14 protein-coding genes are annotated in these 18,966 nt (G+C 57.1%); all 14 read left to right on the top strand.

The window, feature by feature from the left end:
- The first annotated feature begins 81 nt into the window (after window positions 1-81).
- On the top strand, window positions 82-3,675 hold the full coding sequence (locus tag CKW31_RS11120) for a glycosyltransferase (RefSeq protein WP_095094549.1): 3,594 nt from the start codon (window positions 82-84) through the stop codon (window positions 3,673-3,675).
- Window positions 3,676-3,874: 199 nt separating this feature from the next.
- Window positions 3,875-4,648, top strand: coding sequence for a glucose-1-phosphate cytidylyltransferase (gene rfbF / locus CKW31_RS11115; protein ID WP_095094547.1), 774 nt, complete (start codon window positions 3,875-3,877; stop codon window positions 4,646-4,648).
- The gene (gene rfbG, locus CKW31_RS11110; RefSeq protein WP_095094545.1) at window positions 4,630-5,712 is read left to right on the top strand and encodes a CDP-glucose 4,6-dehydratase; all 1,083 of its coding nucleotides are present in this window, start codon (window positions 4,630-4,632) and stop codon (window positions 5,710-5,712) included. Before rfbF ends, rfbG begins: the two co-directional genes overlap by 19 nt.
- Entirely contained in the window at window positions 5,709-6,269 is a 561-nt protein-coding gene (locus CKW31_RS11105) for a dTDP-4-dehydrorhamnose 3,5-epimerase family protein (RefSeq protein ID WP_095094543.1), read from the top strand. Before rfbG ends, CKW31_RS11105 begins: the two co-directional genes overlap by 4 nt.
- Window positions 6,266-7,492, top strand: a complete 1,227-nt coding sequence (locus CKW31_RS11100; protein ID WP_095094541.1) for a class I SAM-dependent methyltransferase — start codon at window positions 6,266-6,268, stop codon at window positions 7,490-7,492. Before CKW31_RS11105 ends, CKW31_RS11100 begins: the two co-directional genes overlap by 4 nt.
- A 5-nt stretch (window positions 7,493-7,497) precedes the next feature.
- The gene (locus CKW31_RS11095) at window positions 7,498-8,361 is read left to right on the top strand and encodes an NAD(P)-dependent oxidoreductase (RefSeq protein WP_095095130.1); all 864 of its coding nucleotides are present in this window, start codon (window positions 7,498-7,500) and stop codon (window positions 8,359-8,361) included.
- A 109-nt stretch (window positions 8,362-8,470) separates the two neighbouring features.
- Window positions 8,471-9,205: a cephalosporin hydroxylase family protein gene (locus CKW31_RS11090; protein ID WP_095094539.1), complete on the top strand. Its 735-nt coding sequence runs from the start codon at window positions 8,471-8,473 to the stop codon at window positions 9,203-9,205.
- A gap of 54 nt (window positions 9,206-9,259) precedes the next feature.
- The gene (locus CKW31_RS11085; RefSeq protein ID WP_095094537.1) at window positions 9,260-12,193 is read left to right on the top strand and encodes a TIGR00180 family glycosyltransferase; all 2,934 of its coding nucleotides are present in this window, start codon (window positions 9,260-9,262) and stop codon (window positions 12,191-12,193) included.
- Window positions 12,194-13,341: 1,148 nt separating this feature from the next.
- The gene (locus tag CKW31_RS11075; protein WP_095094535.1) at window positions 13,342-14,268 is read left to right on the top strand and encodes a ketoacyl-ACP synthase III; all 927 of its coding nucleotides are present in this window, start codon (window positions 13,342-13,344) and stop codon (window positions 14,266-14,268) included.
- An 81-nt stretch (window positions 14,269-14,349) separates the two neighbouring features.
- The gene (locus CKW31_RS11070) at window positions 14,350-15,642 is read left to right on the top strand and encodes a motility associated factor glycosyltransferase family protein (protein ID WP_095094533.1); all 1,293 of its coding nucleotides are present in this window, start codon (window positions 14,350-14,352) and stop codon (window positions 15,640-15,642) included.
- On the top strand, window positions 15,639-15,896 hold the full coding sequence (locus CKW31_RS11065; protein WP_095094531.1) for a hypothetical protein: 258 nt from the start codon (window positions 15,639-15,641) through the stop codon (window positions 15,894-15,896). The genes CKW31_RS11070 and CKW31_RS11065 overlap by 4 nt, the downstream gene beginning before the upstream one ends.
- Window positions 15,897-16,141: 245 nt before the next feature.
- Window positions 16,142-16,993: a flagellin domain-containing protein gene (locus tag CKW31_RS11060; protein WP_095094529.1), complete on the top strand. Its 852-nt coding sequence runs from the start codon at window positions 16,142-16,144 to the stop codon at window positions 16,991-16,993.
- 74 nt (window positions 16,994-17,067) lie between these two features.
- The gene (locus CKW31_RS11055) at window positions 17,068-17,457 is read left to right on the top strand and encodes a flagellar protein FlaG (RefSeq protein WP_095094527.1); all 390 of its coding nucleotides are present in this window, start codon (window positions 17,068-17,070) and stop codon (window positions 17,455-17,457) included.
- A gap of 78 nt (window positions 17,458-17,535) precedes the next feature.
- Window positions 17,536-18,948: a flagellar filament capping protein FliD gene (gene fliD, locus CKW31_RS11050; protein ID WP_095094525.1), complete on the top strand. Its 1,413-nt coding sequence runs from the start codon at window positions 17,536-17,538 to the stop codon at window positions 18,946-18,948.
- The last annotated feature ends 18 nt before the right edge of the window (window positions 18,949-18,966 follow it).

The following is an 18,966-nucleotide window of genomic DNA, read 5'->3' as shown; positions in this document are numbered from 1 at the left end:
CGCATCGCCGAGCAAACCGTCTTTTTCAGCGGTTAAGGGGCTTGATCCGTAAGGCAGGCCCGCCGCTCGTGAGTATGTCCAGTGAATCCAGCTCCTCTTGTCAGCATTGTCATCCCCGCCTATAACCCGCGCTTTTTCAACGCTGCACTGGTCAGTGCCCTGCACCAGACGTATTCCAATCTTGAAGTGATCGTCTGTGATGACAGTCGTGGCAGCGAAATCAAGGCGATTTTTGATTCGTTTAGCGATGCTGCGAGCGTCAGTCTGCGCTATGTACGTAATGCTGAACATCTGGGTCTGACGGGTAATCTGCAGGTATGCCTCAATGAGGCTCAGGGCGAGTTCATCAAGTTTTTTTGTGATGATGATCTTGTTTTTCCCAGCTGTATCGAGGCGCAGGCCAATGCACTGATAGAGCAAGCCGATGCGAGCCTGGTTTGTGCACAGCGAATGCTTTGGGATGCGGACAACATACAGCTTCCGCAACGTCTGGAAAATGACGTGATCTGTCCGCAGAGTTCGATCCTCAAGGGCGATGATCTGCTGGCGATAATCGAGTCGTTCCCGGTCAACTTCCTGGGTGGTTTCAGCAGTACGTTGTTTCGTCGCGCCGATATTCAGGAGCTGCTGCCCGCCCTGACCCAGCCGGACAATTGCTTTGTCGCAAGCCTCGATTTCGCTTTGTATGTATGCTTGTTGCGTCGTGGCAACCTTGTGCTGCTCAACGACATCTTAAGCGTGGAGCGGCTGTACCCCGATCGCTTGAGCACACAGCCGTCTATGAAAGATGCCGTGCGGGTAGAGCGCGAGTGGTTGAAGCAGATGCTCAAAGGGCGTAGTGGTGAGTCAGCGCCGGCCCATGGCTGGGTTCGTTACCTGCCACTGAGCCGGGCCCATGAGGCCCCGCGGGTCTGGGAAGAGATTTGCATCAGCCGTTCGATGGGGACTCGGCAGACCACGCTTCCATGGCGGGTTGGCGTCAAGGCGCAGAGCTTTTCCGAGTTGTACGAGCAATGGCTGGCGTGCCGCTCCCTCTCCGAGATTCAGCGCAACCTTTTGCCGGAGACTCTGGATAGCTGGTCCTGGCTGCCCAAAATCGTTCCGGTGATCATTGATGATCAGGTTATTGGCGGCGAGCTGGCGGTGACCCTGCAAAGCCTCGAAGCACAAGATTATCCGCCGCACCTGGTACTGGTGCTATCCCGCAGCTGCACCGAGACACTTCTGGAGGGTAATACGCTGCGCATGCCGCTCCAGGACAACTGGCAACAACAGCTCAATGAAGTATTGGGGCAGTTACAGGGCGCTGACTGGTTTTATCTGTTGCAGGCGGGCGACCGGGTTATGGCGCCAGCCTTGCTGGTGATGGCCGAGCGGATTGTCGCCTTTGCCGATGCCTTGTGTTTCTACAGTGATGAAGGCGGGCTGCGCGAAGGTGAGTCCGTAGACCCGATCTTCAAGCCCGATTTCAATCTGGATCTGCTGCGCAGCTACCCCTACGTTGGGCGCATGCTGGCCTTTAACCGCGAGCAGTTTCTTGCCGTCGGTGGTTTCGATGCGGTTTTTGGCGAGCTGGCCCCTCACGATGTTCTCTGGCGTCTGGTAGAAACCCATGGAACCCATGTGGTGGAGCACATCAGCGATATTCTGGTGGAAGCGCCGCTGGGCCTTTCCGGCTGGCTGGCCCAGCCAGAAGTGGTCGAGCAGAACCCGGCCTTGCTGCGCGCGCATCTTCAGCGTCTGGGGGTTGAGCATGATCTGCGTCAGGGCAGCATGCCACTGCTTAACCGGATCGATTACCGACACGCAGAACGCCCACTGGTGTCGATCATCATCACCTGCAAGGATCAGATAGCGGCCTTGCAGCGCTGTGCAGAAAGTCTGCTGGAAAAAACGGCCTACACCGAATACGAGTTATTGCTGGTGGACAACGGCAGCGAGCAACCTGGCACCCTGGCCTGGCTGGAGGCCATGGCGCAATTGGGCGGCGGCAAGTTGCGGGTGTTGAGTTACCCGGAGCAGGGCAATACTGCTGCTCTGTACAATTTCGCAGCCGAGCATGCCCGGGGCGAATACCTGCTGATGCTTAACTCTTTTGCGGTGGTGACCGAATCCGACTGGCTCGACGAGTTGCTCAATCACGGACAACGTCCTGAGGTCGCGGTAGTGGGGGCGAAGCTGTTCAGCCCGTCTGGCAGTGTTGTGCATGCCGGATTGATCCTCGGGCTCCATGGTCCGGCAAACTCAGCATTTAACGGAGTTGCCGGTCATGCGGCTGGCTACATGCACCGTTTGCAGGTGGCCCATGACCTCAGTGCAGTTGGGGCTGATTGCCTGTTGGTGCGCAAGCGGGTGTTTGATGAGGTGGGCGGGCTGGATGAGTCGAGTTTTTCCAGCACCCTGGGCGATGTAGACCTGTGCCTGCGGATTCGCCAGAAAGGTTATCTGGTGGTCTGGACGCCTTACGCTCAACTGGCTCTGGGCAACCGACCGGTCACGGTCGATGCGGAGCTGGAGGAGCGCAAGGCTTTAGAGGCGGGCACCTACTACAAGCGCTGGTTGCCGATCATTGCCCGGGACCCTGCCTACAACGTCAACCTCTCGCTCAATACCTTGGGTGGCGGCAGCTTTGGGCTCGATCCTGGCTTGACTACTGGCTGGCGTCCGTTCGTGCGCAAGACGCTGCCGGTAGTCGCGGCCTTGCCTATCAATGCTAGCGCCGTTGGGCATTACCGGGTGGTTCAGCCTCTTGCCGAGCTTCAGGCAGCGGGTAGGGCGACAGGGCAGGTTTACTATTCCACGCCGTCGACTATTGAATTCGAGCGGCTGGATCCGGACGTGATCATCCTGCAGTGTCGCTACAGTGAAGGCCCGATCAATGAAATCGTGCCGATGAAAACCTTCTCCAGGGCGCGGCGCATTTATGAGCTCGATGACTATGTCATAGAGTCCACGAAGAAAAACCTGCATGCCCGCAACAAGCCGGAGCAGGACGAAATGGAGCGTATGGTGCGTCGCGCCATAGGTCTTTGTGATCGCGTGGTGGTCACCACCGAGTCGTTGGCCGACGCGTTATCGAGCATGCACACCGATATTCGGGTGGTGCCTAACATGCTGGAGGCGTCCATGTGGAACAATCTGCGCAGCCAGCGCAGGACTTCCAGAAAGCCTCGGGTTGGCTGGGGCGGCGGTACCAGTCATAGCGGCGACCTGGAGATCATTGCCGAGGTTGTTCGCGCGTTGGCTGACGAAGTGGAGTGGGTGTTCTTTGGAATGTGTCCGGACGAGTTGCGTCCTTATATCCATGAATTTCATGGCGTCATTAGCCTGAGCGCCTACCCGGCCAAACTGGCCAGCCTGAACCTTGATCTCGCCCTTGCACCGCTGGAGTTCCACATCTTCAACGACTGCAAGAGCAACCTGCGCCTGCTGGAGTACGGAGCCTGTGGCTACCCGGTGGTGTGTACCGACACTGCGGCTTATCGTGGTTATCTGCCCTGCACCCGGGTGAAGAGCAACAGCACCCAGGAATGGCTGGAGGCTATTCGTATGCATCTCGCTGACCCTGAGGCCAGCTATCGTATGGGTGATCAGCTCCGTGAGATGGTGCTCCGGGACTTCGTGCTCCGTGGTGATAACCTTGAGCATTGGGTCAACGGCTGGCTTGCCGACTGACACACTTCGCATGACCCTTTGTTGACGCTGGCCTGGGCAATCCAGGCTGGCGCGCTTCCTGCATATTTCCCCTTATATCGTCATAAAACGTGTATTTGCGCCAGCCGATGAGCGCTATCCCGGTAGCGTTGACTGTTTGTCCAGATGGCAAAGCCCCCGAAAGCTTGACGGGGCCCTGTGAAGTGGAAGAGGGGATGAGATGAAGGCAGTAATTCTGGCCGGTGGGCTGGGGACAAGGATCAGCGAAGAGTCACATCTCAAGCCCAAGCCGATGATCGAAATCGGGGGCAAGCCAATTCTCTGGCACATCATGAAGCAGTACTCCGCTCACGGCATCAACGACTTCGTGATTTGCCTGGGCTACAAGGGCTATGCGATCAAGGATTTCTTCGCCAACTACTTCCTGCATACCTCTGACGTCACCTTCGACATGTGCAACAACCGCATGGACGTCCACCAGAACTACAGCGAACCCTGGCGCGTGACCCTGATCGATACCGGTGAGGAGACCATGACCGGTGGGCGCCTGCGCCGTGCTGGCCGCTACCTGGAGAACGAAGAAGCTTTCTGCTTTACCTACGGCGACGGTGTTTCTGATCTAAACATCAGCGCTCTGGTGGACTTTCATCTCTCTCACAACAAGCTCGCGACGGTAACTGCCGTCCAGCCGCCAGGACGTTATGGTGCTCTGGAGCGCGATGGCGACCTGGTGCTCGGTTTTTCCGAAAAGCCTCGTGGTGATGGCGGCTGGATCAACGGTGGCTTCTTTGTGTTGTCACCCAAAGTGTTGCCGCTGATCTCCGGTGACGATACCACCTGGGAGGCCGAACCCCTGATGGGCCTTGCCGCGCGTGGAGAACTGAAGGCTTTCCAGCACGAAGGTTTCTGGCACCCCATGGACACCCTGCGTGACAAGAACCACCTGGAGCAACTGTGGCAGAGCGGGGAGGCCCCATGGAAGCAGTGGGGCTGAGTTCACAGTTCTGGAGCGGCAAGCGCGTTCTGTTGACCGGTCACACGGGGTTCAAAGGCAGCTGGCTGGCGTTGTGGCTGAAAAGTATGGGCGCCAGCGTCACGGGATTTGCCCTTGAACCCGGCACCGAGCCAAGCCTCTTCGAGCTGGCCGGGGTTGCCGAAGGTATCAATGACCAGCGCGGTGATCTACGTGATCTGGGGGCTCTGCTGGAAATCATCGCCGAGACCCAGCCGGAAATCGTCCTGCATCTCGCTGCGCAACCGCTGGTGCGTGAAGGTTATCGCGATCCACTGGGGACTTATTCCAGCAATGTCATGGGCACGCTCAATGTGCTTGAAGCCATTCGCCAGGTCGGCGGTGTGCGCGCTTGCGTGCTGGTCACCACCGACAAAGTCTATGCGAATCAGGAATGGCTCTGGCCGTACCGCGAGAACGAGCCGCTGGGCGGGCATGACCCGTACAGCAGCAGCAAGGCCTGTTGCGAGTTGCTTGCCCAGTCTTATGCGGCTTCGTTTTTTCCGGCAGCGCGTTACGCCGAACACGGCCTGGCGCTGGCCACTGCCCGTGCAGGTAACGTGCTGGGCGGTGGCGATTTTGCACCGGAGCGCCTGATTCCCGATGTACTCAAGGCCTGGTCGGCCAATGAGCCGGTGACCTTGCGTTATCCGCAGGCGGTGCGCCCTTGGCAGCACGCGCTGGAGCCGCTGGCTGGCTATCTGTTGCTGGCAGCTGGGTTGTATCAGCAGGGTCCGGATTTTGCCGGGGCGTGGAACTTCGGTCCTGGCGATGCGGACATGTGCAGCGTCGGCGAAGTGGTCGAACTGCTTGCCCGTCGCTGGCCTCAGGCCCCGGGCTTGCGTATCGAGCCGACTGATCTGCATGAAGCCGGTCTCTTGCGCCTGGACAGCAGCCGTGCCCGGCAGATGCTGGACTGGAAACCTCGCTGGTCGTTGCAGCAATGTCTGGAGCAGACGCTGGACTGGCACTTGGCGTGGAAGGCTGGCAAAGACATGCGTGAAGTGACCCTCACTCAATTGAATCTGTATCGGGGGTCGCATTGAGCGAGTTCATGTTGCATGCGTTGCCGCTGGACGGGTTGTTCAGCGTTCAACATAAATACCATGCCGATGAGCGCGGGCATTTCTCCAGACTGTTTTGCGAAGGCAGCCTCAGCCAGTTTGGCCAGCCGTTTCATATCCGTCAGATCAATCATTCCTGTACGCGTGAGCGCGGGACCGTGCGAGGCCTGCATTATCAGAATGCCAGCCTGCCTGAAGCCAAGCTGATCAGCTGTCTGCGGGGTGAAGTCTGGGATGTCGCGGTGGATCTGCGTCCCGATTCGGCGACCTTCCTGCACTGGCATGCCGAATACCTGCGAGCGGGTGACGGTCGCAGCCTGCTGCTGCCGGCCGGTTTCGCCCATGGCTTTCAGGCCATGACCGACGACGCCGAATTGCTTTATTTGCACAGCGCCGATTACACGCCGGGTCACGAAGGTGGGCTCAGCGTGCATGACCCACGCCTGAGTATTACCTGGCCGCTCCCCGTCAAGAATCTGTCGGAAAGAGATCTTTCGCATCCCTTGCTGGATGCCCAATTCGCCGGAGTGCGTTTATGAATTGCCGTGGGTGCGGTGCAGCTTTGAGCCTGCCGCTGATTGATCTGGGGACATCGCCGCCTTCCAACGCCTACCTGCGGGCAGAGCAACTGGACAGCGCCGAGCAGTGGGTGCCGCTGAAAGTTCAGGTCTGCCAGTCCTGCTGGCTGGTGCAGACCGAGGACTACACGCGGGCCGACAGCCTGTTTGATGCCGATTACGCTTACTTCAGTTCTTTTTCCAGTACCTGGCTGGAGCATGCCGAGCATTACGTGGCGACCATGGTCGAGCGTTTTGGCTTGAATGAGCAGAGCCGGGTCGTGGAAGTCGCGGCCAACGACGGTTACCTGTTGCAGTACGTAGCCCGGCGCGGGATTGCCTGTCTGGGTGTCGAGCCAACCCACAGCACCGCTCAGGCAGCGCGGGCCAAAGGCCTGGAGATTCGCGAGCTGTTTTTCGGCCGTGAGAGCGCCTCGCAGTTGTTGGAGCAGGGCTGGGCTGCTGACTTGATGGCCGCCAACAACGTGTTGGCCCATGTACCAGACATCAATGATTTCCTGAGCGGTTTCGCCACCTTGCTCAAACCCGGCGGCGTGGCAACTTTCGAGTTTCCTCATCTGCTGACGTTAATGGCAGGCGCGCAATTCGACACGCTATATCACGAGCACTATTCCTACCTCTCGCTCACTGCGGTGCAGACCCTGTGCGAGCGTAATGGCCTGAGCGTGTTCGACGTCAGTGAACTGCCCACTCATGGCGGCTCGCTTCGGGTCTTCGTGCAGCGCGCCGACGGTGGACAGCATGATCAGATGCCCGCTGTGCAGCGTGTACTTGAGGCCGAGTTGAACACTGGGGTGAAAACCGCGCAGTTCTATACCAGCCTCGCTCCGGCTGCCGAGCGTATCAAGCATGAGTTGCTGCGCTTCCTGCTGCAGGCCAAGGCCGATGGCAAGCGCGTGGTCGGCTACGGCGCGGCGGCCAAGGGCAACACCCTGCTCAACTACGCGGGCATCAAGCCCGATCTGTTGGCGTGGGTCGCTGACGCCAGCCCACACAAGCAAGGCAAGTTCCTGCCGGGCAGTCGCATTCCGGTGGTCGAGCCTGAGCGTATCGCGCTAGAAAAGCCTGATTACGTATTAGTGCTGCCCTGGAATCTGATCGATGAGATCACCGGGCAGTTCGCGGGTGTGAACAGTTGGGGAGGGCGTTTTGTCGTGGCTATTCCAGAGTTGAAAGTCCTGTGACGGGCTTGCATGTACTGGTCACGGGGGCGACCGGGTTTGTCGGCCGCCATGTTGTCAGCGCTTTGCTGAACAAAGGCTGCCGTGTCCGCGCCGTTGCCCGCAATGCTCAGGTCGCACAAAGCATGCCGTGGATAAAAGACGTCGAGTTCGTCAGCGCGGATATTCACGCTGATGATCTCAATGTGGCGGCGCTTACCAAGGGTATCGATGCCCTCGTGCATCTGGCCTGGCCAGGCCTGCCTAACTACCAGGGTTTGTTTCATTTCGAGCAGAACCTGTTCGCGGACTACCGCTTTATCAAAGCTGTCGTTGAGGCCGGTGTCGGTCAGGTGATGGTGACGGGCACCTGCTTCGAGTACGGCATGCAAAGTGGTGCCCTGGATGAAAACGCCGTGGCTCAGCCGACCAATCCCTACGGCCTTGCTAAAAACACCTTGCGTCTGTTTCTGGAAAGTTTGCAGCGGCAGCAGGCTTTCACGCTGCAATGGGTTCGCCTGTTCTATCTGCACGGTGAGGGGCAAAACAGCAACAGTCTGCTGGCCAGCCTTGACCGGTCGATCGATGCCGGTGACAGCTCTTTCAACATGTCGGCGGGTGACCAGTTGCGCGACTACCTGGCCATTGACGTGGCTGCCGACAATCTTGTCGGCGTGCTGCACTGCCGGGATTTCTCGGGCGTCGTCAATTGCGCCAGCGGCCAGCCGATCTCGGTTCGGGCGCTGGTCGAGCAGCGGTTGCGGGAGAGGGGAGCCTCATTGCATTTGAATCTGGGGCATTACGGTTATTCCCCCCATGAACCCATGGCGTTCTGGGGTGACAACAAGCGGCTGTTGGGACTCTTGAGTGAAGGGCGGCAGGGCGCTGAATAACGGCTGTTGAGCGCCACCATGCGCGCCGGTTCGCGTCGGCACATTGGCAAGATTTTTCTCGCAAGGCCTCTGGCTATTGGTTCAACTCATCTTTATCGAGAACAGAAAAATGACGGATACAGCACTGCAAGTATTCCAGCGTGAATGCGACGAGCAAGTTAACGACCAGGGCCAGGACCATAAGCTCAAGGCCCTTGCCCAAGAGTTCTACAACGAGTCGGCCCGGCACAAATACACCTATCACTTTTCCTGGATGGGCCGTCCGATCATTCAGTTGCCTCAAGACATGATGGCGATGCAGGAACTGATCTGGCGCATCAAGCCGGATCTGGTCATCGAATGCGGCATCGCTCATGGCGGTTCCATCATCTATTACGCTTCCCTGCTTGAGCTGCAAGGGCATGGTGAAGTGCTGGGTATCGACCGTGATATTCGCCCGCACAACCGCGAGGCCATTGAAAGTCACCCGATGAGCAAGCGTATCCAGATGATCGAAGCCTCCAGCATTGATCCGGCGACTGCCGAGCAAGTGCGTGCTATCGCGGCGGGCAAGAAAGTCATCGTGGTGCTTGACTCCAATCACACTCACGAGCACGTACTTGAGGAGTTGCGTCTTTATTCCCCGCTGGTTTCCGTGGACAGCTATTGCGTGGTGATGGATACGGTGGTTGAAGACATGCCCGAGGACGCGTTCCCGGATCGGCCATGGGGCAAGGGCGATAACCCGAAGACCGCCGTCTGGGCCTACCTCAAGGAAAACGCCGATTTTGTAATCGATGAGTCGATTCACAACAAATTGCTGATCACCGTGGCGATGGACGGCTATCTGCGTCGTGTCCGCTAATCGTTGAATGCAAAGTCATTGAATCCTTTATCGCCTGTTGTACGGGGACTATTTATGCAAGGCCAGCACCTTTCCAGCCATCGCCCGCCGTTGAATGAACAGCTTACGCTGGTGATCATCAGTCACAATCGTCCGGCTTTTCTGCGTCGGGCGTTGCGCTACTATCAGACGCTGCCTTGCAGGATTCTGGTCCTGGACTCATCCGCTGAGATAGCAACGGATCTGCCGACGCAAACGGTTGCCGACATCGACTATCAGTACCTGCCGCAGTTTGGTTATTGGGGCTTGCAGACCAAGCTGGTCTACGGAGTTCCACTGGTTACCACGCCCTACATGGTGTTTGTCTCGGATGACGATTTCATCTTGCACGACACGTTGCAGGCTTCGGTAGATTTCCTGCACGACAACCCTGACTACGGCATGTGCCACGGCTATTGCCTGATGTATGCGTCCATTGGCAAGCAGGTCAAATACCTCCGTCGCGACAAGAAGATCCAGGAAGATTACGGCTCTGATCTGGCCCAAGAGCGCGTTGTCGAGTTCATGGGGCAGTTTGTGCCGCCTTTCTATGCCGTTACCCGCACTTCGCTACTGCAGGAGTGGTACGCCAGACTGCCGGAAAATACCTCGATGCAGTGGCAGGAAATTGGCCACACGTATTTTCTTGTCGCCTCGGCCAAGGCTCGAGTACTGCATGCCCCGTATGTCGTTCGAGAGGTCAACATCGGTACCTCCGAGCACAACACAGAAGTCTCCCACTCCCTGCTATTCACCGATGAGCAATCGGTCAGGGAGCGTGAAGCGTTTATTGATTTCTGCGCATCGCTGCCAGTGGGTATGAAGGATCTCAGCGTGGAGCAGCGCCGCCAGGTGGTGGTAGATGGCTTTAACGCGATGGGCGAATGTTTGCTTGCTCGCCGCTCGCTGACTAACGAACCAATTTTCGAATCGACCTGGAATGTCCCCGAGGTTGGGCCGGAACGCCGTTTTGGTCCCATGCAGTATGTGGAAATGCCTTTTTACAACCAGGCATTTTTTGACCAGTTGACCGAAATCGAGTTTTTCCTGCATGCGATGCCTGCCGCGCGCATTCAGCTTACGATGCTTGAAGGTGCATGGGCTCAGCAGGAAGAGCTGTTGGCCGCTCGTGCCACCGACACGGCCGAGACGCGAGTCTCCCGCCTGTGGGATGCGATGCAACTCAATGCCTTCAACCGTCGGGTGGTCAAAGAACTGGCTCACCAGCTTGAACTCAACGAGGAGCATGATGATGCGCGCAAGATGCGCGCATGGGCCGAGCGTCTTGATTCACTTCATGAATATGACAGCCAGCAGACGTTGGCCGGAATGCAATCTGGCCGCCTGCTGAAGTGGCTGGCACCCCGTACTCCAAGTAGCGAGGAACAGGGGGCGATAGGTCGCTATCTCAAGACCAAAGGCGCGCCGCCGCAATTTGGATTGCTGGTACTCAATCTCGACAACGACATCCATAAGTTGCAGACCACGCTCGACAGCCTGGTCGAAGGTCTCTACAAGGGCTTCAAGGTGGTGGTGTTCACGACTGATGAGCCGCCGAGTGCGACGACGTTCGGCAGCACGCTGCACTTCGTCAAAGTCACCCAGAGCAACTATGTCGAGAAACTCAACCAGATTGCTCGCCAGCTATCCACTGAGTGGCTGATGCTGGCCGAAGCCGGTGATCAGTTCACAGCGGCCGGCCTGTTGCTGGCCGGCCTTGAGTTGCTGGCCGCTCCCGAGTGCCGCGCCGTCTGCGCCGACGAAATTCATCGTCAGGCAAACGGGGCGTTGCGGGATATCTTCCGACCAGGCTTCAACCTGGATCTGCTGCAAAGCATTCCGTCATTGATGGCCCGCCACTGGCTGATCCGTCGTGATGTGCTGATGGAGGCCGGGGGTTACTCTGCTGAATTCACCGACGCGCTGGAATTCGACCTGCTGTTGAGAATTATCCAGCAAGGCGGTCTGGGCTGGCTGGCTCATCTCGATGAGCCGTTGATGATTTGTGATACGCCGTCGACTACTGAAAATACTCAGGAGCGACTGGCATTGACTCGCCATTTGAGTGCTCGTGGCTATAAGGCGCAGGTCACTTGCGAGGCCAATGGTATCCATCAAATCGACTATCGCCACACCGAGCGTCCACTGGTGAGCGTGATCCTGCATGGCGAGGTCGAGCTTGAGTCACTCCAGCGCTGCGTGATCAGCATTTTGCAACGCACCCGATACCTGCGCTTTGAAGTATTGGTGGCCGCTCATCAGGGCATGGCACCGCAAATGCTGGAATGGCTGGGTCAGTTGGAGCAGCCTGGCGGCCGGGTGCGGGTGCTTGAGGTAGAGGCGGGGCTTAGCCCCTCAGCGTTGTGCAACGCCATGGCGGCTCAGGCCCGGGGCGAATATCTATTGTGGCTGGCTGCGGACAGTGAGGTGGTGGGTCCGAACTGGATAGGCAACCTGCTCAACCAGGCCCAGCGTCCCGAGGTCGGGGTGGTGGGTGCCAGGCTGACAGATGCAGAGGGCAAGATCACTCAGGCTGGTTTGATTCTGGGCTTGAATGGCGGTGTGGGCTCGCCATTTATCGGCCTGGATTCGGAGGAGTCGGGTTATATGCGTCGTCTGCAGGTGACGCAAAACTACTCGGCCGTTTCGGCGGCGTGTCTGATGGTGCGCAAGGAGCTGTTTGATGAGGTGGGTGGTTTTGAAGAAAGTGATTTCGCGCAGGCCTTCAGTGATGTCGACCTGTGTCTGAACATTGGCCAGCTCGGTTTCATGACGGTATGGACGCCGCAGGCGCATATCTGTCATTCGGGTGTTCTGCCGGACGCGCCGCAGGCTCTTGCGACTTTGAAGGGCAAGTGGGCTGGGCAATTCGAGCATGATCAGGCTTACAACAAGAACCTGTCGTTGACGGGGAAGGGTTTCACACTGGGTGAGCCGAGTGGTGTGAACTGGTCGCAGTTGTTCGTCTAGTTCGGCGTGAGTTCTGACGCCCTTGCGATGTTTGTGGGGGCGTTTTGGTTTACTCGGGCTTCAGTGTACATATCCGTTATGGGGTAATGGCTGATATTGGTTGCGCTTTTACAGCGCGTCACTTTTGGTTCCGGAAGCCGGCCCAGCCAAAAGTAACCAAAAGGCCTTTACCCCGTCGCTCGGTGTACCCGCTCGCAGATCCTGAACCGTGGGCCGCCGCAATGGGCCATCCATGGCCCGGTGCGGCTAACCCGGCGTCCTGCCGGGTTGCCCACGGTTGCAAATCTGCGTTCGGCCAGCGTGGTTTAACGGGGCGCCCCAGATCAAAATCAATAGCGCGGCGGCCTGACAGCCGACCTGTTTGTGTGAACTTGCTACCTCTGCTCCGACCAGCACGGACTTTGTGGGAGCGTGGCTTGCCCGCGATTCAGGCGCCGCGGTATATCTGACGTACCGCGGCGCCTGAATCGCGGGCAAGCACCGCTCCCACATGAAACCGCGTATATCCAGGCCCTGCTTTTGATCTGCTTTGATTTTGATCTTAGGCGCCCCGTTAAACCACGCCGGCCGGAATTCGATATTGCCGTGTGGGGGCTCTTGTTAAAGGAGGGGGCGGCAGGGATGCCGGTTTAGCCGCCTCAGGCCATGGATGGCCGGTGGCGGCGGCGCCACGGAGCAATGTCGGATTACGGGTATGCCGAGCGACAGCGAGGCACCCAGTGGTGGGGCAAGAGCCTTTTGGTTACTTTTGGCTGGGCCGGCTTCCGGAACCAAAAGTGACGCGCTGTAAAAGCGCAACCAATATCAGCCCTGACCGCGATAACGGATATGTACACAAGACGTAGAGATTCCAACCCAAACTTCCATGACATTTTGAAGTTTTTTAGTGAATCCCTGCACGATGACAGCCCTCAACAGTGTCATGCCATGCGCTAAAAGGGTATAAAACTTAGTGACCTATGAGTCATAACGCGCATCTTCACTGTATCGTGCTCGCGGGCGATGATGGCGTCAGGCTGATTTCACGGTAATCCGGGACCGGTCAAACTCCTTCGCAGCTCTTTTTTCATGGGTCAAAAGCCGTCTGTTTTCGATGCCGAGTCATCGGGCAAGCGGTGATATTCAGCTATTTATATTGGGAAGCCATGATGATTGGCATAAAAAGCATAGCGAGTTACGTACCTCTGGCTGGCGTCGACAACTACGCCCAGGGTGCGAAATTCGGCAAGGATGACGAATTCATCCTTGGCAAGATCGGCTCCGCTTTTCTACCGCGCAAGGACGATGCACAGGAAACCTCCGATCTGTGCGTCGAGGCGGTCAACGCCCTGTTCGCCAATAATCCGGACCTCAAGCGCGAGTCCATCGATGCGCTGATCGTTGTCACGCAGAACGGTGACGAGGAAGGCTTGCCACACACTGCCGCTATCGTTCAGGACAAACTGGGCCTGCCAACGAATGTGGCCGCGTTCGACATCTCCCTTGGCTGCTCCGGCTATGTTTACGGCATTTATGCACTCAAAGGTTTCATGGAAGCAGCAGGCCTGAAAAACGGTCTGCTGATCACCGCCGATCCGTATTCGAAGATCGTCGACCCGGAAGATCGTAATACCACCATGCTGTTTGGCGATGCCGCCACTGCAACCTGGATGGGGGAGGGCGCGCCCTGGCAGTTGGGCAAGGCCAAATTCGGTACGGATGGCTCAGGCGCCGCTCACTTGAAAGTCAGCAATGGCGTGTTTTTCATGAATGGCCGCCAGGTGTTCAACTTCGCACTGCTCAAGGTGCCAGCACACCTGCATGAGTTGTTGCAGGAGTCCGGGCTGGATCAGAGCGACATCGATGCGTTCTGCATTCACCAGGGCAGTGCGGCGATTGTCGATGCCGTAGCGCGACGCTTTGAAGGCGAGCCGGAAAAATTCATCAAAGACATGCTGGAAACGGGCAACACCATTTCCTCAAGTATTCCATTGCTGCTTGAGAAACATGTGCTGGATGCCAGCTGGAAACGCGTTGCGCTGAGCGGTTTTGGCGTTGGCTTGTCCTGGGGCTCGGCGATCATTTATCGGCCCTGATCGAATATTGCAGTAAAAAATAGCGTTCAAGACGGTTACTCTTGAGCGCTATTTTTTTGTCCGGAGTTTGGGTGAGGTCTTATGACTGACAGCTTCCAGTTAAATGCCGCGGTGCTTCAGGATCGCTGGCCGCAGGTGTTTGCCAGGTTGCTGGATGAAGATCACGAGGCGCTTCAGGTTGAACTGGTTAATGGACTCGAGGCGACTCTGAGTGTAGCGGGCATACAACTGACCAGTCGCCATGACCGGAACGCCGAGGCGCGGTTGCAGGCTGACAGCCTGCCAACTGAGGCATCACTGCTGCATCTATATGGCACCGGGCTTGGCGACCTGCAGCAGGTATTGCTGGAGCGCCCCGATTTGCAACGCCTGCAGGTGCATATCCTCAACGGGGCTTTGTTCTCGCTGGTGCTCAGGCTAGCGGATCAGACGTCCTGGCTCAGCGATCCACGGGTCGAGCTGGGGTATGCCGCTGATTACCGCGAGATTCAGTTGCCGTTCTTCGCGTTGCCTGCCGAGCTTGAGTTGGCGGACGAGGTCAATGCGCGGATTCGGGATCGACTGGTGAGCGAAGTCCATCTGCATTTCAATAATCGTGAGTTCGATCCGCAAGCGCCGCACATCGTTGAGCGTTTGCTGGCGAACCTCGAGCTGGTCAGCTCCGACCGGGACGTGACCGAGCTGTTCGGCCAGCACGTTGGCCGGGAAATGTATGTGATAGGCACCGGGCCGAGTCTTGAGCAGCACTTTGAAAGGCTGCTGAGCATTCGTGCGGGCGAGCAACGTCCTCTGTTTATCTGTGTAGACACCGCCTACAAGCCGCTGCTCGCCCACGGCATCAGGCCAGACTTCGTTGTGAGTATCGATCAGAAAATCACCAGTGCTCACCTGCCACCGGCTGACTCGGCAGAAATCGTGCTGGTCTATAAGCCCTTGAGCGACCCTCTGGTGATCCAGGCCTGGGAAGGACCGCGATACGCCAGTTATTCGCCAGGCTCGATCCATGATGAGTTGCGCAAGCACGTTAGCCGTGGCGAGTTGTTCGGCGGCGGCAGCGTGATTCATCCGGCGGTGGATCTGGCGGTGCAGATGGGGGCGTCACGGGTGACGCTGTTTGGTACCGATTTCGCTTACCCGATGAACAAGACCCATGCCGGGTGGGCTGATGGAACACTCGGTCCTTCTATAGATCATGCGCGGCAATGGGTGCTTGACGGGTATGGTCAGCGAGTCAGGACCCAGCTCAATTTTCGCCGCTATCTCGGCGAGCTGGAGCGCTATATCCACCAGCACCCTAACGTGCAGTTCCTCAATAGCAGCCGGGCAGGGGCTATGATTGCTGGCACAGCTTTTAATGAGGAGTTCGTGCAATGACGACGCTCGAGCAATGTATCGCGCACTGCACGGCATGCGCCGGTCTGTTTCGTTTGGGGCGTAGCGTCGAGGCGGGGCTGGATATGATCGATGTCTTCGAAAGTGCTGGCGGCCATCTTGGTGAGCGCTCGCCAGATGTCCAGCAACAATGGGTGCAGTTGCTGGCGACCATGCTGGCGTGCCAACAGGCTCAGGATTGGCTTGGACTGGCCGACTATATAGAGTACGAACTAGCAGAATTGCTTAGAGGCTAAAGGCCAGATTAAGGCGGTTTTTTGACGGCACTCTGGTTTTATCTAAAGTTGCAAGACCTCTTGGTTAATGTGTTTTTTCGTTAAGTCGTTGTTTTTGAAGAAAATTGCTCAAGTGCTGGAATTTTTTTTCAAATACACCTAAAGCAAACAGGGTAGACGACGATAACTATTACGAAGGTTCTCTGTGCCAACCCGGCTGTCGCCAGGGCCGGAAGCCGCAGCACCCAACCAATGAGGATTTCATCATGGCTTTAAGCGTAAACACTAACGTTGCTTCCCTTGCTGTTCAGAAGAACCTGGGTCGCGCCTCCGACGCTCTGTCCACTTCCATGACTCGCTTGTCTTCTGGCCTGAAAATCAACAGCGCCAAAGACGACGCAGCTGGCCTGCAGATCGCAACCCGTATCACCAGCCAGGTTCGTGGCCAGACCGTAGCAATCAAGAACGCCAACGACGGCATCTCGATGGCTCAGACCGCTGAAGGCGCTCTGCAAGAATCCACCAACCTTCTGCAGCGTATGCGTGAACTGTCTATCCAGGCACGTAACGGTACCAACGGTACTTCCGAGCAGAAAGCGACCAACGCTGAATTCGCTCAGTTGTCTGACGAATTGACTCGTATCGCTACCAGCACCAACCTGAACGGCAAAAACCTGCTCGACGGTACTGCTGGCACCATGACTCTGCAAGTTGGTTCCAACACTGGCGACGCTAACCACATCGACCTGGTTCTGAGCACTGGCTTCGGCGCAGTCGCTCTGTCTGTAGACAGTGGCACTCTGGCTCTGACCGGCGCTGACTCGGCTACCGCTGCGACCAATATCGACAAAGCGATCAGCTCGATCGACGATGCACTGTCGAAAATCAACGAAACCCGTTCGAACCTCGGTGCTTCGCAAAACCGTCTGACCAGCACCATCTCCAACCTGCAGAACGTAAACGAAAACGCCACCGCTGCACTGGGTCGCGTTCAGGATACCGACTTCGCAGAAGAGACTGCTAACCTGACCAAGCAACAAACTCTGCAACAAGCTTCGCAAGCTGTTCTGGCTCAGGCCAACCAGCTGCCATCCGCTGTACTGAAACTGCTTCAGTAATATCGGTGTAAGACTTGGCGGGGGAGTATGCGGTTCGTACTCCTCCGCTTTTTTACTTTGAGGAGGTGATGGATATGGACATGAGCGTTAAATTGAGCTTGTCTTACCAGGCCGTTAAACCGACGCCTGTTGTTGCTGAAAAACCGGCTGAGGTTCCTCAGGCCGCGGTTGTGCCGACACCTGCCGTGGTTTCGGATTCTTCCGAAAGTAAAGAGGCGCTCAAGGTTTCGGAAGCCGAAAGGTCTCAGAGGCTTGAGTCGGCAGTACAGGAAATCGAAAAGTTTGTGCAGTCGGTAAAACGCAATCTCGAGTTTTCGATCGACGAATCGTCGGGCGAAATTATCGTAAAAGTGATAGCGGGTGACACCGGGGAAGTTGTTCGACAGTTGCCGTCAGCGGAGGCACTGAAAATCGCCGACAGCCTGCATAACGCACACAGCTTATTGTTCGACGCCAGGGTTTGATGCTGGTGTGAACGATGTGATGGGTTCTTTTGTTTTGTTGCAAAGGCAAAAGACCGCTGAAATCTGAAGGAGAAATTCATGGCAGGTACAATTACATCTTCAGGCTTGGGGTCGGGTCTGGCCATTGGTGACCTTGTTACTTCATTGGTTAACTCCGACAAGGCCGCCAAAGAGAAGCAGATATCCACTCAGACCACGCTGAACACCACCAAGTTGTCAGGGATCAGCACGCTGAACTCTGCGCTTGATGCATTCCAGACGGCGATCACCAATCTCGGGAAGACCGATACCCCTGCTTTTAATGGCTTTTCTGCAACATCGTCGGTGCCTACCGCATTGACTGTAACTGCCAAAAACACCGCAGTTGCGGGCACTTACGCGGTTGAAGTGAAGACATTGGCCACTAGCTCCAGCGTGGCTTCGGCGTCCTTTGACACGGCGGCTGCCAGTGCTATTCCGAGTGGTTCCCTGACCATCACTCAAAATAGCGTTGATACGCAGTTCAACATTCCAGAAGGCTCGACATTGCAATCGGTTCGAGACCTGATCAACACCAAAACCTCCACCAGCGGTATCAGTGCCAACATCATCACTGACGCCACAGGTTCGCGCCTGGTATTTGGTTCGACCAAAACCGGTGCCGGTTCGGACATCACCACGAGCAGCAGCATTAGCGGCCTGACAATTGGTTCGGGTGCGCTGAATGCTTCCGATGCGACCAGTGCCGGGCGAATCGGCAACGCGCCAATCGATGGCGAGATCACCGTCGGTGGCCTGTCGATCAAGAGCTCCACCAACACCTACGACACCGCAGTCTCTGGTTTGAGCTTCACCGCGCTTACCAAGGGTGTGTCGACAGTGACGGTTGGGGCCAACTCCGACGGCTTGAAGACCTCGTTACAGGCGTTCGTTGATGCCTACAACACCGTGGTCAGTACCATCAACTCGCTGACCAAGGCCACGACTGACTCCAATGGTGATTTGACGGTTGTTGCGGCGCTGGGCGGTGATTCGCTGGCGCGTGATTTGTTGTCGACCATGCGTTCGGTGTTGAACGACACCTCTTCGGGTGGCAAGCTGTCGACCCTTTCGCAGTTGGGTATTCAGACCGATCAGGCGGGCGGTAAGCTGTCGTTTGATGCTGGCAAATACACCGCGGCCATGACCAAGGGGCTTGGCGGCGAAGTACAGCAGCTGTTCGCAGGTACCAAGGAGGATGGCAGCGACGGCTTGTTGAAGCGTATGAGCAAGGCACTGGACCCGTACACTTCGACGGGCGGTATCATGGACATCCGTACCACTCAGTTGAACAAGACCAAGGCTGACCTGCTCGATCAGAAGGCTGCGCTAGCTCTGCGGGTTGAAACCCTGACCGCTACGTTGACTGCCAAATACAACGCCATGGACCTGGCGGTAGGGCAAATGAAGTCAACGTTGTCCAGCATCACCTCGTTCTTCGATGCACTGAACGCCCGGACCTCTGCTTCCTGAGGCTTTTTGGTTCACAAA

This window comes from Pseudomonas sp. Irchel 3A5, assembly GCF_900187575.1.
GTDB classification, from domain to species: domain Bacteria; phylum Pseudomonadota; class Gammaproteobacteria; order Pseudomonadales; family Pseudomonadaceae; genus Aquipseudomonas; species Aquipseudomonas folii.
This window is presented reverse-complemented; position numbering and strand designations above follow the sequence as displayed.